Origin of the sequence: Bacillus sp. MT(2024), from assembly GCF_036362845.1 — a bacterium.
Lineage (GTDB): Bacteria > Bacillota > Bacilli > Bacillales > Bacillaceae > Bacillus > Bacillus velezensis.
The window spans coordinates 376,245-391,850 of sequence record NZ_CP143632.1 but is presented as its reverse complement, the minus strand read 5'-3'; the positions used below and the strand labels follow the sequence as shown (position 1 = coordinate 391,850).

16 protein-coding genes are annotated in these 15,606 nt (G+C 49.0%); 4 read left to right on the top strand and 12 right to left on the bottom strand.

Annotated elements, in window-relative coordinates:
- Positions 1–22: 22 nt before the first annotated feature.
- Together VP472_RS01985 and VP472_RS01980 are read left to right on the top strand one after the other, a co-directional pair.
- Entirely contained in the window at positions 23–1,387 is a 1,365-nt protein-coding gene (locus VP472_RS01985; protein ID WP_146276115.1) for an aspartate kinase, read from the top strand.
- Between the two features lie 79 nt (positions 1,388–1,466).
- Positions 1,467–1,577 carry a YjcZ family sporulation protein gene (locus VP472_RS01980; protein WP_369719092.1) on the top strand — a complete coding sequence of 37 codons (111 nt, stop codon included), beginning with the start codon at positions 1,467–1,469 and terminating at the stop codon, positions 1,575–1,577.
- A gap of 149 nt (positions 1,578–1,726) precedes the next feature.
- On the opposite strand, the gene VP472_RS01975 is transcribed toward VP472_RS01980, so the two are convergent.
- The 4 genes from VP472_RS01975 to VP472_RS01960 all read right to left on the bottom strand — a co-directional run bounded on the left by VP472_RS01975 (position 1,727) and on the right by VP472_RS01960 (position 5,234).
- On the bottom strand, positions 1,727–1,846 hold the full coding sequence (locus tag VP472_RS01975; RefSeq protein ID WP_003156334.1) for a phosphatase RapC inhibitor PhrC: 120 nt from the start codon (positions 1,844–1,846) through the stop codon (positions 1,727–1,729).
- Positions 1,830–2,978: a Rap family tetratricopeptide repeat protein gene (locus VP472_RS01970; protein ID WP_014304340.1), complete on the bottom strand. Its 1,149-nt coding sequence runs from the start codon at positions 2,976–2,978 to the stop codon at positions 1,830–1,832. Before VP472_RS01970 ends, VP472_RS01975 begins: the two co-directional genes overlap by 17 nt.
- 152 nt (positions 2,979–3,130) lie before the next feature.
- A complete protein-coding gene (locus tag VP472_RS01965) occupies positions 3,131–4,564 on the bottom strand; it encodes a two-component system sensor histidine kinase YclK (protein WP_162008365.1) in 1,434 nt (477 codons plus the stop codon).
- On the bottom strand, positions 4,551–5,234 hold the full coding sequence (locus tag VP472_RS01960; RefSeq protein ID WP_094247243.1) for a two-component system response regulator YclJ: 684 nt from the start codon (positions 5,232–5,234) through the stop codon (positions 4,551–4,553). The genes VP472_RS01965 and VP472_RS01960 overlap by 14 nt, the downstream gene beginning before the upstream one ends.
- A gap of 212 nt (positions 5,235–5,446) precedes the next feature.
- Here VP472_RS01960 and VP472_RS01955 point away from each other — a divergent pair, with 212 nt between their 5' ends.
- Positions 5,447–6,883, top strand: a complete 1,437-nt coding sequence (locus VP472_RS01955) for an ABC transporter permease (protein ID WP_146276111.1) — start codon at positions 5,447–5,449, stop codon at positions 6,881–6,883.
- Positions 6,884–6,897: 14 nt separating this feature from the next.
- Entirely contained in the window at positions 6,898–7,581 is a 684-nt protein-coding gene (locus tag VP472_RS01950; protein WP_146276109.1) for an ABC transporter ATP-binding protein, read from the top strand.
- 103 nt (positions 7,582–7,684) lie between these two features.
- Here the strand turns inward: VP472_RS01950 and VP472_RS01945 are convergent, their stop codons facing one another.
- The 8 genes from VP472_RS01945 to VP472_RS01910 all read right to left on the bottom strand — a co-directional run bounded on the left by VP472_RS01945 (position 7,685) and on the right by VP472_RS01910 (position 15,594).
- The gene (locus VP472_RS01945) at positions 7,685–9,031 is read right to left on the bottom strand and encodes an MmgE/PrpD family protein (RefSeq protein ID WP_146276107.1); all 1,347 of its coding nucleotides are present in this window, start codon (positions 9,029–9,031) and stop codon (positions 7,685–7,687) included.
- Entirely contained in the window at positions 9,028–10,179 is a 1,152-nt protein-coding gene (locus VP472_RS01940; RefSeq protein ID WP_071392134.1) for a M20 peptidase aminoacylase family protein, read from the bottom strand. Before VP472_RS01940 ends, VP472_RS01945 begins: the two co-directional genes overlap by 4 nt.
- A gap of 17 nt (positions 10,180–10,196) precedes the next feature.
- Complete coding sequence (locus tag VP472_RS01935; protein ID WP_077721789.1) at positions 10,197–10,946, bottom strand: amino acid ABC transporter ATP-binding protein; 750 nt, start codon at positions 10,944–10,946, stop codon at positions 10,197–10,199.
- A 13-nt stretch (positions 10,947–10,959) separates the two neighbouring features.
- The gene (locus VP472_RS01930) at positions 10,960–11,634 is read right to left on the bottom strand and encodes an amino acid ABC transporter permease (RefSeq protein ID WP_003156350.1); all 675 of its coding nucleotides are present in this window, start codon (positions 11,632–11,634) and stop codon (positions 10,960–10,962) included.
- 22 nt (positions 11,635–11,656) lie between these two features.
- Positions 11,657–12,448: an amino acid ABC transporter substrate-binding protein gene (locus VP472_RS01925; RefSeq protein ID WP_077721787.1), complete on the bottom strand. Its 792-nt coding sequence runs from the start codon at positions 12,446–12,448 to the stop codon at positions 11,657–11,659.
- Between the two features lie 28 nt (positions 12,449–12,476).
- Positions 12,477–12,968 carry a GNAT family N-acetyltransferase gene (locus VP472_RS01920; RefSeq protein ID WP_115996110.1) on the bottom strand — a complete coding sequence of 164 codons (492 nt, stop codon included), beginning with the start codon at positions 12,966–12,968 and terminating at the stop codon, positions 12,477–12,479.
- Between the two features lie 13 nt (positions 12,969–12,981).
- Positions 12,982–14,307 (bottom strand): LLM class flavin-dependent oxidoreductase, encoded by a 1,326-nt coding sequence (locus VP472_RS01915; RefSeq protein ID WP_102422332.1) that lies wholly within the window; start codon positions 14,305–14,307, stop codon positions 12,982–12,984.
- Between the two features lie 168 nt (positions 14,308–14,475).
- On the bottom strand, positions 14,476–15,594 hold the full coding sequence (locus VP472_RS01910; protein WP_025853768.1) for an endospore germination permease GerKB: 1,119 nt from the start codon (positions 15,592–15,594) through the stop codon (positions 14,476–14,478).
- Between the last annotated feature and the right edge of the window lie 12 nt (positions 15,595–15,606).

The window sequence follows — 15,606 nt, the reverse complement described above, 5'->3', positions numbered from 1 at the left end:
TAAATATTAGGGGATGTAAATCATGAAAGTTGTAAAATTCGGAGGCAGCTCTCTTGCGTCAGGAGCCCAGCTTGAGAAAGTGTTTCAAATCGTGACGGCTGATCCCTCGCGGAAAGCCGTCGTCGTATCGGCGCCGGGAAAACGCTTCTCGGACGATACAAAGGTGACGGATCTGTTAATCCGCTGTGCGGAGCATTATTTGCAAAAAGGTGGAGCGCCTGAGCTTGCCGAACCGGTCATTGAACGGTACGCCGCCATCGCGCGTGAGCTGAACCTGGATTTCTCTATTATAGAAAGAATCCGCAGTGACCTATTCGCTCTCTTAAACAGCTGTAAAACCAATCCCGAACAATATATGGATGCGGTGAAAGCGAGCGGCGAGGACAACAACGCGAAGCTGATCGCAGCCTACTTCCGACGGCAGGGCGTGAAAGCGGAATACGTAAGTCCGAAAGAAGCGGGGCTGTTTGTGACGAATGAACCCGGAAGCGCGCAGGTGCTCCCTGAATCTTATGATCATTTGTACCGTCTGAGAAACCGTGAAGGCTTGATCATTTTTCCGGGATTTTTCGGTTACACGAAGGAGCATGAGATTGTGACGTTTTCCCGGAGCGGCTCAGATATTACCGGCTCCATTCTCGCCAGCGGCTTAAAAGCCGACCTGTACGAAAACTTTACTGATGTGGACGCCGTCTATTCCGTCAACCCGTCGATCGTGCGGCACCCGAAAGAAATTAACGAACTGACGTATCGGGAAATGCGTGAGCTCTCCTATGCCGGGTTTTCCGTTTTTCATGATGAAGCGCTGATTCCCGCTTTTCGGGCCGGCATCCCCGTTCAGATTAAGAATACGAATAATCCGGATGCGAAAGGAACGCGCGTCGTCAGCAGCCGTGACAATACGAACGGGCCAGTCATCGGCATCGCAAGCGACACGGGCTTTTGCAGCATTTACATAAGCAAATATTTAATGAACCGGGAAATCGGTTTCGGCCGCAAAGCCCTTCACATTTTGGAGGAAGAAGGATTGACGTATGAACACGTTCCATCCGGCATTGACGACATCACGATCATCCTTCGGCACAATCAGATGGACTCAGAACTGGAACACAGGCTCGTCACCCGTCTGAAGCAGGAACTTCAAGCAGATGAAGTCACAGTCAGGCACAATCTGGCGCTGATTATGGTCGTCGGGGAAGCGATGCGCCATAATGTCGGCACAACCGCCAGGGCATCCAAAGCACTGTCCGAAGCAGGCGTCAACATCGAGATGATCAATCAGGGGTCATCGGAAGTCAGCATGATGTTCGGGGTGAAAGAAGAACAGGAAAAACACGCGGTGCGGGCGCTGTATGACGAGTTTTTCGCCGGAGTCTTACTCTCATAGGACACCGCCTCTTTTTTCTCTTGTCCACTAATATCCCTTACAAAGCAGCTTCTTTTACATATTGTATGGTATAGACAATATGGAGGTGAAGCTCATGTCAGGATATTCTGGAATCAGCTCTTTCGCTTTGATCGTTGTTTTATTTATCCTGTTGGTTATTGTAGGTACTGCCTATGTTGGCGGTTTCTAAGCATCACTCCGTCTATATGAGGACGCTGCGGGTTTTGACCTGCGGCGTTTTCTTTTGTTTTGCGCCGCTGTCCAAGTCCGGCCGCGCAAAAAAAAGACTGCCGGGAACATTCCCGGGCAGTCTTTTCCTTTGTTCAGGTTATTTTCTTCTCACGTCATTCCTCTTTCAGCTACATGGAATTCAGCCTGATCTGTCTGGCCTGCACCTGTCACTGTAAAAATCGCGGCGGCTGCTAAACAAATAACAAACCATTTAGATTTCAATTTCATACAAACCCTCACTCCTTTGTATTTGTTTCCTTGCCTCTTCGACTTTCAGAAAATAGTCAGAAGAAATCTTAAAGCAATTTTGTTCATAGTAATATTTAGCTGCTTCTAGTGCTAAATCCTCTATATCGGCGTATAAATTTTTATCTTCCAGGTAACGGAAACATGCGCTGATTGTTTCCTCGTCCGGTTTCGCCTGATACAGAGCCTGCAGCCATTCGAATTTTACCGTGTAAACGGGATCGTCTGTTTCTTTAGCATATTCATATCCCCGCTTGTGATATTCCGACGCTTTTTCTTTTTTTCCGAGTTTAAAGTAAATGAGTGTGATTAGAAAATATGCTTGAGGAAGAGAATTGACGATTCTTTGTGATTCAAATGTATCAACCGCCCGTTCAAAGTACGGAATCGCTTCGCCGATGCGGTCCTGATTGTAGTAGCACAGTCCGAGGTTATACAGCGCCCTCCCGACAAGCTGCGCTTTTTGTTCTTTTTCGGCCATTTGCAGAGCGTGCTGAAAATGTTTGGCCGCCTGTTCAAAGCGCCTTTCATCCATTAAATTGACGCCGAATACAAAATGGCATTGAATGATCCGGACGTTATATGTGTCCTGCTCTACGTAAATTTCATAAGCGTTTTTTATATGTATCAAAGAAAAATACGTTTGTTTCATATGATAATAAGCTTCGGCCACTTTAAAATAAAACTCCGCCCGTTCCACGTGGTCCGATACGAAGGCCAGTTTTTTCTCAGCTTGTTTATAATACGTAATCGCTGAGATAAATTCTCTTTTATCAAATTCAAACATGCCTTTGAAAAAGTTGACGTAATAATCGAGAAGCCCTTTGAGGCCGGCCTGGCTGTTATCAATGTTATCAAGAATTTCCGACAGGGTCGGCTGGTCTTCTATCTTCAGTTTTTCCAGCGGCTCCAAGTAGTCCAGCATCAGCTGATGGCGAAATTCCATGAGGGAATAATAAAGCACTAAGTTTGAATCAGGCTCCATACGGTCAAGCTCTTGTTTGATCTCGGCCTTCAAGATCTCCGCATCCGGCACGCTGAATGTTCTGATGTATCGATACCACTCGTTAATTTTCTGCCCGACTGCTGAAGAAGGAATTAACCCGCTCTTCATTCCTTCACCCTCCCCATCCAAGACCTGTTTACCAGTTATTTTATCACGTTTCCGTGTCTTTCCATCCCGAAAAACACGCAAACTTTGTTTCGGCAGAGCGCAATTTTCCGAGTGAAGATAAAACAGCCGGCAGCCAGACGGGACTGCCGGTTTCAAGATGATTCATGTTTCGTATTCAGCGGAAGGCGGATTGTAAAGGTCGTGCCTTTTCCTTTTTCGCTGTCAATATCTATCGTGCCCTTGTGCATTTCAACAAGCTGCCTGACGATGGACAGACCGAGTCCGTATTCGCCGTATGCCGTATTCGTCCGGGACACGTCCGCCTTATAAAACCGCTCCCATATATGCTCAATTTCCTCTTTGGAGATGCCGATTCCGGTGTCTTCGATCTCAATCACCGTTTCTTTATAGCCTTCATACCCGCGCAGCGTGATGTCTCCGTTTTGCGTAAATTGAATGCTGTTTTTCGTGATATTGACGAGAATCTGGATCAGCCTGTCATAATCGGCGAACACTTTGACTCCGTCCTCCGCCTGAATCCGCAGCTGATTTTGTTTTTCCTCCGCCTGCTGATTGAGATGCTCTTTAATAATTTCAAACACCTCGATGAGCGGCAGACTGAGCTTGTCCAGTTTGATTTGCTGGGATCTGATTTTTTCATAATCCAGATTTTCTTTCACGAGCCTGAGCATCCGCTTCGTTTCTTCGCTGATCAGAGAGAAGCATTTCTCTTTATCTTTTTCCGGGATGGTGTTGCTGTTAAGCCCCTCCACAAGTCCGTTAATGGTCGTCAAAGGCGTTCTCAGCTCATGGGAGACATCGGCGATAAATTGGCGCCTCCGTTTTTCCAGGCGGTCAATCTGCTCTCTCGATTGCTTCAGATTTTTGGCCATGGTGTTGAAATCGGACGCCAGCATGCCGATTTCATCGCCGCCGCTGTTCTTGAGCGAAATATCGTAATCACCGGACGCCACTTTTCCGGTCGCATCCCGCAATGTCTGAATCCGCTTGACGTGAAATTTAGATAAAAGCCAGCTCAGCAGAATCGTGATGATAAGGGTGCTGATGATCGCGTAAATCATATAGCGGTTGACCTGGCTGATCATCTCCTCGACCCCTCTGACGGGAGACACGAGCAGCACCGCGCCTTTAAATTGATCGTTGATCAAAAGCGGTTTTGCGACAAGCGATACTTCCAAGCCTTCCGTATTAAAACGGTTCATCTCCGCTCTGATCTGAACGGTTTTCCCTTGCTTCAGCAAGTGCCACTCTTTACTTTTCAGCTTCTCGCGCGGCGGCATATCGTCAGGAAAAAAGTAAGGCCGCTGATGTTCATCAAAAATAATAAACCTGGTCTCGCGCGTTTTTAACATGTCCTGATACGGATACAGGCGGCGCAGATCAAGATCGCGTCCGTTCAGCTCACTTGTGATCTGCTGGGCGTAAGAAGACAGCTCATCCACTTTATTTTGATACGCAAAATCTTTCACAAAGTGCGAAAACAGGGAAATGATGATGAAAAAGGCCAAAATCAAAATGCTGACATGGCTTAACAGCAGCTGATATAAGTATTTAATCCTCATCAAATTTGTATCCTACCCCCCACACCGTGTATAAAAACGGTTTTTCCTCACTGGACAGTTTTTTGCGCAGCCGTTTAATATGAACATCAACCGTACGTTCATCGCCGTAAAATTGATACCCCCACACCTGCTCAAGCAGCTGCTCTCTCGAAAAGACCTGGCGCGGATTTTGTGCGAGATAAAAGAGCAGATCGAATTCCTTCGGCGTCAGATTCTCGACAGGCTTTCCGTGCAGAAACACTTCCCGCGTCTTCTTATTGATTGAAAAACACGCCGTTTCGATCAAGTCGTCGCTTTTTACGGTCTGCCCCGTCGCCCGGTATCTTCTGATCACCGCTTTAATCCGCGCTACTAGCGTCAGCGGGCTGAACGGCTTGGTGACATAGTCGTCGGCCCCCATTTCAAACCCGATCACCTGATCAGACTCCGTGTCCTTTGCGGTCAGCATAATAATCGGCACACTGCTCGTCTCTCTTATTTTCCGGCAGATCGTCACTCCGTCCATAGATGGAAGCATAATATCCAGAATGACCAAATCCCAGTCCTCTTCCGTGAACCGCTGATAGCCTTCCACTCCGTCATGGACAAATTCGGCTTCAAATCCTTCTTTAAAAAAGAACATTTCCGTCATGGTGCATACGCTTATATTGTCTTCTATCATTAATATCTTCATTGGTTCCTCCGCTTATCTTGACGCTTTTACTTATAATAGCACCATTTTACCCGGATATTTTCGGGTTTCACAATTGTTAGTTTTTATTTCATCACCCGGAAATAGTTTGTTCATATTTTTTTCACACATTTCTCCTACTATATACATATCGGATAACCGGTTCTAAAGAAGGTCGGTTTTACAAGATCTGACACCCACACGGAGGAACAGACATGAACTTTATAAAAAGAGCCTTTTGGAGCATGAAGGCAAAAAAGGGAAAAACGTTTTTGCAGCTGGTTGTGTTTTCAGTGATTTGCATTTTTGTCCTGTCCGGTCTTACGATCCAGTCAGCGGCAAAGAAATCAAGCGAACTGGCAAGGCAGCAGCTCGGCGGGAGCGTCACACTCCAGGCTGACCGCCAAAAGCAAATGGCGCAGCAGCAAAAAGACGGTGAAAAGAGGACGTTTGAATCAGCGCCGATTTCCGTCTCGGATGCCAAGAAACTTACATCTTTACAGCACGTTAAAAATTACAACTTCCTCACGACAGCGTCAGCAAATGCAGAAAGCTTTGACGCGATAAAAAGCTCAGGCGAATCAGCCGATAACAGTTCCGGCGGAAGCCGTTTTCAAGGCGGCGGAAGACAGATGATTTCAGCGGACATTTCGGTCGAAGGCGTGCTCTCTACGGCGCTGCTTGATGATTTCACAGGCGGGAGCTCAAAAATCACTGACGGCCGCGCCATCACAAAAACAGATGCGGACGCAAAAGTCGCCGTGATCAATGAAACGCTGGCAGATCAAAACAAGCTAAAGGTCGGCGGCTCCATTACGGTTTCCTCAGCAGCGGATGATTCTGTGAAAACGAAGCTTAAGATTGTGGGAATTTATAAAACAACATCATCAGGAGACGATCAGGCAGAGCATTTTTCATTCTTAAATCCTGACAATAAAATCTATACGCCTTACACCGCCGCGGCGGCGTTAAAAGGGTCTGATAACCAAAACAAAATCAGCTCAGCCGTTTATTATATGGATGATGCAAAATATATTGACTCATTCGTTGCGGCTGCGAAAAAAACATCTATAGATGATAAAACCTACACGCTGACGACAAATGATCAGGTGTATCAGCAAATGGTCGGCCCGATTGAAAATGTCGCGTCATTTTCTAAAAACGTGGTGTACCTTGTATCCATCGCGGGCGCGGTCATTCTCGGGTTGATCGTGATGATGTCGATCAGGGAACGCAAGTATGAAATGGGTGTCTTGATGGCGATCGGCGAAAAGCGCTGGAAGCTCATCGGACAATTCTTAACGGAAATTCTGATTGTCGCGGTTATCGCCATCGGGATCGCATCCGTCACGGGCAGCCTTGTGGCGAATCAGCTCGGAAATCAGCTTCTTTCCCAGCAGGTCAGCTCAGCCGATGATTCCCAGCAGCAAACAAGCGGCTGGGGCGGCGGAGAAATGCCGCGGGGAGGCGGCCTGTTCGGTCAGCATTCATCCGGTGCAGATGTCATCAGTACAATGCAGGTAAACGTTTCGCTGAATGACCTTCTGACTCTCGGCGGGATCGGCGTCGCAATTGCCGTCATCGCCACATTACTGCCGTCTGTATCAGTCATGCGGCTTCACCCTAAAACGATCCTGACCAAGCAGGAATAAGAGGAGGCAGCATAATGAGCCTATTAACCTTTCAACAGACCGGCTACTGGTACCAAGATAAATCACAGCCGCTGTTTCAGGATATAACGATCAGCTTTGAAAAAGGGAAGTTTTATACAATTGCCGGCGCCTCCGGGACGGGGAAAACAACGTTTCTGTCTCTGGCGGGCGGCCTTGACACACCTAAAGAGGGAAGCATCCTTTATAACGGAGAAGACATCTCCAAAATCGGATTAACCAAATTCAGAAATCAATATGTCTCTATCGTCTTTCAATCTTATCATCTGATCCCGTATATGACGGCGCTCCAGAACGTCACAACGGCGATGGAGATTACCGAATCTAAGGAGAAAAACAAAGATGCGTTCGCGCTCAGCATGCTGGATAAAGTCGGCATCACCGAACAGCAGGCCCGTCAGCGGGTGCTGACATTAAGCGGCGGACAGCAGCAGCGCGTTTCAATTGCGCGGGCTTTCTGCTGTGACACGGATTTGATTTGCGCGGACGAGCCGACGGGAAACCTCGACGAGGATACGTCAAAGGAAATCGTCCGGCTCTTTCAGGATCTGGCGCATAAAGACGGCAAATGCGTCATCATGGTTACGCACGACGAACAAATTGCCAAAGTGTCTGATATCAACATCCGCTTATCAAGAGGAAGTTTCACGGTCAAAGAAAACGGCACGGCCGTTTCCTGATACCGCGCCCCTGCCAGCGCAGACGGGGGCGCACCCTATATCCCCCTATTCAATAGAAGTGAACGTAAAAAGAGCGAGGGCTGCATCCCCTCGCTCTTTTTATTTATATCAGCTGTAAATAACGGTCCATATTTGATTGTCCGGCTGCTTTGATCAATTCTTCCGCCTTTTTCTTTTCTCCCGGCAAAGCGAGCCGGAGCTTGTCTTGAATGTCTTTTTCAGAAAGACCGTTTCCCGGCGCTCCCCTCGGACAGTCGATACGTGCTTCATAGACATGACCGCCGGAAGCCGTGACCCGTACAATTGTAAAACGGCCCTTCGGAACGGCGTTGTCAGCCGGCTGAATTTGGTCATCGCAGCTGCGGTGAATCCGCTCAAATCCTTTTTGAAGGGATTCCGGGATCGGCTCGGATGTGAAATGTTCAACTGAAAAATCCTTACCGTGCAAAGCCAAGGTGATCACATATTCTACGCTGAACCGTCCCGCTTCGCCTGTTTTCGGACGCCGTTCTGTCAATGCGGCGTCCCCTCCCGGCGGATAAATCACGTCAATCCGTTCCGTTTGGCCGAAAGTGAGACCATGTTCGGCCTTCAGCTTGAGAATGGCGTCCGCCGCATGATGGGCCGCCGAGCAAAACGGATAAACCTTAAACCAAAGTCCCGGACTCACAATCCGCCAAGGGTTTCCCCACCCGTTTACAAGCAGGGTTTCTGCCCGTTCAAGATCGCCGTACAGTCCGAAAAAACCTTTCTCCCCGTCAAGCGCATGAGCTGAGCCGCCGAAACCGGCCTTTGCAAGCTTTACGGCGAACAACCCGGCTTGGGCGGCCAGTCCGGCGTGGAGCGGCTTCATTTCTGTCCCGAATTGCACTCTCATGCCTCCGGAACGGGCAGCCGCAAACCCGATTGCTTTCTGCAATTGGGTTTGATTCAGATTCTCCGCGAATCCGACGGCGCATGCGGCGGCAATGGCACCTAACGTTCCTGTATTGTGCCAGCCTTTTTCGTAATGATGCCTTCCAGCTGACTCGCCTAGCCGCGCCATCACTTCGATTCCCGTCACATAAGCACCGAGAAAACGGCTCTTGTCTATACGGCCCGCTGATGCGGCTGCAATCAAAGCCGGAAGGATGACTGCGCTCGGATGTCCTCTTACATCAGAATGAACATCGTCAAAATCAAGCGCATGTGCGATGAATCCGTTAATGAGCGCGGATTGGGACGGCGTGGTTTTTTGATTTCTGCCGATAAGCGGCGCTATCGGCACCCCGCCTTCTTCTTCGGCCAGTTTTACCAGCTTTTCAACTCCTTTATCCCGTCTCCCCGCAAAAGCCGCCGCTGTAAAATCAAGCAGTCCTTTGCGCGCTTCTTTCATCGCTTCGGCGGATGTTTCCGGTACAGACGACATGACGGCCTGAGCAAGTCCGGCCGTCAGATTTTCCGTATTCATTCCGTCTGCTCCAATACATTGACGGCAAGCCGGGCGAAAAACTCAGCCGCTTTCGGAAGCGCTTTTTCGTCGAGTGTGAAGGCGGGATGGTGCCATTCTTCTGTTCCGTTTGTTCCCATCCAGACGAAGAAGCCGGGGATTTTTTCTTGATATAACGCGAAGTCTTCGCCGCCGGGCGACTGTTCTGCCCGAACGGTTTGAAGCCCGAGATCTTCAGCCGTTTGTTCCGCCGCCTGTATGAAACGGGCGTCGTTCATGACTGACGGCAGGTAAGGAAACCAGCGGAAGTCAGCCTCTGCCCCGAATCCGGCCGCGATTCCTTCGGCAACCCGCTTCATATGTTTCGGAACAGCGTCACGCGCTTCTTTTTGAAACGTCCGGACGGTGCCTTCCATTTCAACATGGTCCGGAATGACATTCCAAGAACTGCCCCCCTGAACTCTTGTGATGCTGACGACGGCATTGTGAAGCGAGCTGATGTTTCTGCTGACAACCGATTGCAGGCCGCCGATGATCTGCCCTGCCGCCTGAATCGGATCAATGCTGTTGTCGGGGATCCCGGCGTGGCCGCCTTTTCCTTTCACGGTGATTTCAAAACGGTCGACACTCGCCATCAGCGGGCCTTCTTTCAGACCGACCGTGCCGACGGGGAGGTCAGGTTTGTTATGCATGCCGAATATCGCCGATACACCGTCAAGCGCGCCGGCTTCAATGACCTGTCTTGCTCCGGCGGCGATTTCTTCCGCGGGCTGAAAAATAAACCGCACCGTTCCTTTCAGCTCATGCTTTCTCTCATTTAATAAGAAAGCCGTGCCGAGAATAGATGCCGTATGGAAATCATGGCCGCATGCGTGCATCACGCCGCTGTTTCGCGAAGCAAACGGAAGGTTTGTTTTCTCTTCGATCGGCAGTGCGTCGATGTCCGCTCTGACGGCGATGACAGGGCCGCTTTTATCTCCTTTGATTTCAGCGATCACTCCGGTTTGAAGTTTCGGCACATCAAGAACCGTGATTCCTTCTTCCTCCAGCCAGCGGCGGATTTTATTCGTCGTTTCGAATTCCTCGCCTGACAGCTCAGGGTGTTCATGAAGGTCGCGGCGGATATTGATTAAACGTTTGTTTAATGATTCATACGTTTCATTTGCCATTTCTTCTTCTTCCCTTCTTAGACAAGTTCGGCAGGCTCTCCCACTTGCTTAATGAATTTTTTCGTCCGTTCGTTCTGCGGATTGTCAAACAGCTCCTCCGGCGTTCCCTGTTCGATGATGCGTCCGTCCGCCATAAAAATAACTTTGTCGGCTACTTCACGCGCAAAAGCCATCTCATGCGTGACGATGATCATGGTTGTCTGTTTTTCGGCAATTGATTTGATGACTTGGAGCACCCCGGCTACAAGCTCAGGGTCAAGGGCTGAAGTCGGTTCATCCAGTAAAATCGCGTGAGGATCAACGGCCAAGGCTCTCGCAATCCCGATCCGCTGCTGCTGCCCGCCTGACATCGTAATCGGGTAGCTGTCCGCTTTGTGTTCTAAACCGACTTGCCGCAGCAGGTCCATACCGATCTGTTCCGCTTCTTTTTTCGTTTTCTTTTGCGCGGTGATCAGCGCCTCTGTCACATTTTGCAGGGCGGTTTTGTTTTTGAACAGGTTGTAATTCTGAAACACCATCGCCGTCTGCTGGCGAAGCTTGTGTACGTCTTTGCGCGAATAGGACGCTGCATTCAGCTTTGCATCGCCGATTTCAATGATGCCGTCATCCGGGCGCTCCAGCAGATTCAGACAGCGGAGGAGCGTTGATTTTCCCGAGCCTGACGGGCCGATGATGGCCGTGACTTCGCCGCTTTTGATCTCAAGATCGATCCCGTCAAGTACGGTAAGGTCTTTAAATGCTTTTCGAATATGTCTGACTTGTATCATCCTGAGCCTCCTCCTATGTGCGATAAGGCTTGCTGATCGCCCGTTCGAGCAGATCCTGCAGCACACTGTAAATAATCGTAAGAATCCAGTACATGACGGCGACGGCTAAATACGTCTCAAAATATTTGAGGTTGCCTGATGCGTACATTTTTCCTTGGGCGAACATCTCCATCACTCCTAATGTAAAGGCGAGCGATGTTTCTTTTAACAGGCCGATAAATGTATTTCCCGTCGCGGGAAGCGCGTTTCTGACGGCTTGCGGGAAAATGATCCGTCTGTACGCCTGGGATTTTGTCATTCCGACAGACAGACAGGCTTCAAGCTGCCCCTCATCGACTGAGTTGAGCGCAGCGCGGAAGATTTCAGCCAAGTAGGCGGCATTTTTCAGGCTTAGCCCGATAATCGCCGCAGTTAACGCCGTCATCTTGCTCATTCCGGGAAAGAGCTGAGGCAGGCCGTAATAAATTAAGAAAAGCTGCACGAGCGTCGGCACGCCCCGGAAAAATGAAATATACACCTTTGACAGCTGGTGAAGCACAGGAATACGATTTTTTGTGATAAGCGCTAATATAAGGCCGCCGATCACGGCAAATACCATGGCCGCGACGGCCATTAGTAATGTGATCGGCAAGGCTTCGATTAACGCGGGAAAAGCTGAAAACATAAATCCCCAATCAATGCTGTTCATTCTCGATTTTCACCGCCGTTTCTTAATGCTTTGCTTCCTTTGTGATATCTTCGTTAAAGTACTTTTCAGACAGCTTTTTCAGCGTGCCGTCTTTCTGCAGGTCTTCAATGGCTTTGTTTACTTTTTTGCGGATTTTATCGTGAGCCGCATCTTTCGCAAACGGGAAAGCGACTTTTTCATAGACAATCGGGTCTCCTGCTAATTTCAGAGGCAGACCGGTCTTTTTGATCTGGGCGATCAGGACGCTGCGGCTGTTTACATAAGCGTCAACCCGTCCGTAAGCCACGTCTTTCAGCGTACCTTCTTGTGTTTCATATGTTTTTATGTTGATTTTTTTATCCGGGTCCTTGCTCTCAAGGTTTTTCGCGTGGTTTGAGCCCAGAACGGCCGCCACTGTTTTTCCTTTCAGATCATTGACTGATTTGATGTCTTTGTTATCGTTTTTGACGACGACTTGAGTGCCCGCATACGAATACGGTTCTGTGAAGTTATACGTTTTCTTGCGTTCGTCCGTGACAGCGACCTGGTTTGAAATGGTGTCGAGTTTGCCGGTCTGGAGCTCGCCCATCAGTCCGCTGAACTCAAGCAGCTTCCAGTCCAGTTTCATGTTGATTTTTTTCGCTACGGCTTCCATGACATCCACGTCAAAGCCTGTCAGCTTGCCGTTTTCTTTATATGCGAACGGATAGCTTTGTCCCGTGGCGCCGACATGCAGCACGTTATCGCCGCCTTCGCTTTCTTTTCCGTTTCCGCATGCTGTTAAGACCGCCAAAAGCGCCGCAGACAGCAGCAAAGCCCATGTTTTCTTCTTCATTGAAATCCCGCCTTTTCCTATTAAAATGTTAATCCTGCAATTGTTTTTTTAAATAGATGGTGATGTGCCCTTTTCCTAAATCCTTTTCGCCTGCGCGGACGTAGCCTTTCCGCTCGTACATGCCGATCAGCCACGGATGCTTGTCCGCTGTGCCCAGTGACACGAAAGGCGCTTTTAATGTATCGCGGAGCACTGTGTTCTCCAGCCACGCCAGCATGTCTGAGCCCGTCCCTTTTTTACCGGTTTCAGGATCGACGGCGAACCACCAAATATGAGGGACACCGTACGGCCCGGGATTCGGCCCCCACGGCATCCGCAGAGAAATCGTCGCCAGAATCCGTCCGTCTTCCTCCAAAACGTAACAGGCGTTTTTTTGTATGTTAGTTAATACGAGTTCTTTATCCGCCGTGGCAGCGGCAAAATTGATGCCGAGCTTGCGGATCGGTTCATACGCCCGCAGTGTCAGTGAAAGCAGCTCATCAGCGTCTGCCTCCGTTGCGAGCCGGTATTGTCTTGACATGATGAGCCCTCCTTTAGTCGGCATATCGGTTTGCCGGTTTTTCCAGTCCGAAATGTTCTCTGAGCGTCGTTCCTTCATACTCTTTTCTGAACACGCCCCGTTCTTGTAAAATCGGAATCACTTTGTCTACAAAAAGAGTGAGACCTTCAGGCAAAAGCGGAGGCATGATGTTGAAGCCGTCACAAGCTTGTTTTCCGACCCATTCTTCCATCTTATCGGCAAGCTGTTCTGGCGTTCCGACAAAGATATGATGGCCTCTTGAACCCGCCACATATTTGTACAGCTCGCGGATGGTCATGTTATCGCGTTTGGCCATCTCCTGAACGAGCTTGAACCGGCTTTTAACGGCATTCGACGCATCCGCATCCAATTCAGGCAGCGGGCCGTCAAGCGGGCAGGCGGAAAGGTCGACGCCGCCCAGATAGTTTTGCAGAATGTTCAGGCCGACAGACGGAATGATGAGGTCTTGGAGCTCTTCATATTTTGCCTGCGCTTCTTCTTCGGTATCGGCGATAACGGGAAAGATCCCCGGCATGATCGCGATTTTTTCAGGATCACGGCCGAAAGAAGCCGCTTGTTCTTTAATAGATTGATAGAATTCCTGCGCGGACTCCAAATGATTTTGCGCGGTGAAAATGACCTCCGCCGTTTTGGCGGCCAGCGCTTTTCCGTCTCCTGATGATCCGGCCTGAATAATGACCGGGCGCCCTTGAGGTGTGCGGGCGACATTTAACGGCCCTCTCACGGAGAAATATGTTCCTTTATGGTTCAATTCATGCATTTTGTCTTTATCGAAAAATGCTCCTGACTCTTTGTCACGGATAAAGGCGTCTTCCTCCCACGAATCCCATAATCCTTTGACGACTTCAACGAATTCTTCCGCGCGCTGATATCTGAGATGGTGCTCAAGATGCTTTTCGCCGCTGAAATTAAGCGCGGTCGATTCAATCGAAGATGTGACGACATTCCAGCCCGCGCGGCCGTTGGAAAGATGATCAAGCGATGCAAATTGTCTCGCGATATGGAACGGTTCGCTGTATGTGGTAGACGCGGTCGCCGCCAGACCGATGCGGGATGTGACCTGAGCGAGCGCCGACAGCAGCGTAAACGGCTCAAAGCGCGTCAGCACATTCGGATGTGATTTGCCGTCTATTGATAAACTGTCCGCCAAAAACAGCATGTCCAATTTCCCCCGCTCAGCCGTTTTCGCCAGTTCTTTGAAATAATCCAAATTCATGCTCGCGTCCGCCGGTGCCTGAGGATGTCTCCAAGAAGCGACATGATGGCCGGTGCCCGCGAGAAACACACCGAGTTTGATTTCTTTTTTCTTTGTCATGATGGATCTCCTTCTATTCTGAAATACGGTTCAGAAAATATTAACACCACTAAACCTATATTTCCTAGTAATTTTATAAGAATAAATCAAAATGTACAATTGTCACGCAAGTTTGTCAATGCATTAAGACAAAAATCATGATTTTTAAAATAACCCGGCGCACCGGCCGGGTTATTTCTTCGAAACTGTATAGACGGTCCCTTTGACCTTTTTCTTAATAACAGCAATGATAAGCAGCAAAACGGGGAACAGCACTTGAAACGGAAGATGAATATAGATCGGCACAATGTTTAAGCCTTCATTCATGTGTTCCGAAAAATTGCTTGCGATGCTGATGGAGAGAATCAGCACCCCCAATCCGACCGGAAAGGCCAGCTGGGACGGATTTTTTTCTTTAAACAGCGTGGACACGCCCACGACAACCGCATATGTAAAAAGGCTGACTTTGAAAAAACCGCCGATGACGAGCACGAGCATGAAAAAGACATCCAGCCGGTCTAAAAACTCTTCTACTTTAATCGTCTGTATGGTGCTCAGCAGCGGAAATTGAGAGCGGAGCATTAAGTTGACGTCCAGCACACAAATATTAATCGCCACTGACATCGCCAAAAACAGCCCGCTGATGATAATCGCCAGAAATCCGGTTTTCTTCACCTTTTTCCGATCTTTTAAATAAGGGAAAATCATGACAAACACGATTAATTCACCGAATGGGATGAACATCGTCTGTTTAAACACGGAATAAATGACCGTTCCTGCACCCTCCGCTAAAACCGGCTGGAGAAATCTGAGGTTGATCGTGCCTGAGCTGATAATGAGGATCAGCCCGACAGCTGTCAGAAAATACATAATGCCAAACAGCAGCTCGCCGGCTCTCGCTATCACTTCAATTCCCTTTCTGACCGCAAATATTGCGGCGATCATCAGCATGGCATTCACAATTAAAAGCGGCGTGTCCTGGTAGGCGAAGGTGACAAGCATTTCGCCAAAATCCCGCAATACGCGGGCCGCGATATAAGAAAAATAGAGAATATAAAGAAGCGAGACCGCCCAGCTCAGATGTCTGCCGATCAGTTCGTTCATGTAATCTCTCGGAGAAGACTCAGGAAAAAATTGATACAGGGCCTGATAAACGTAGAAAAGTCCGAGACCGGTAACGCACCCGAGAAGCACGGACAGCCACGCATCCCGCCCGGCCATCGTGCCCGGAGGGATCAATAACGAACTGCCCAATTCAAACAAAATGATCATAATAAACAGCTGACGCGTGCCGATTTTCGCATTTTCCATACGCTTCGCTCC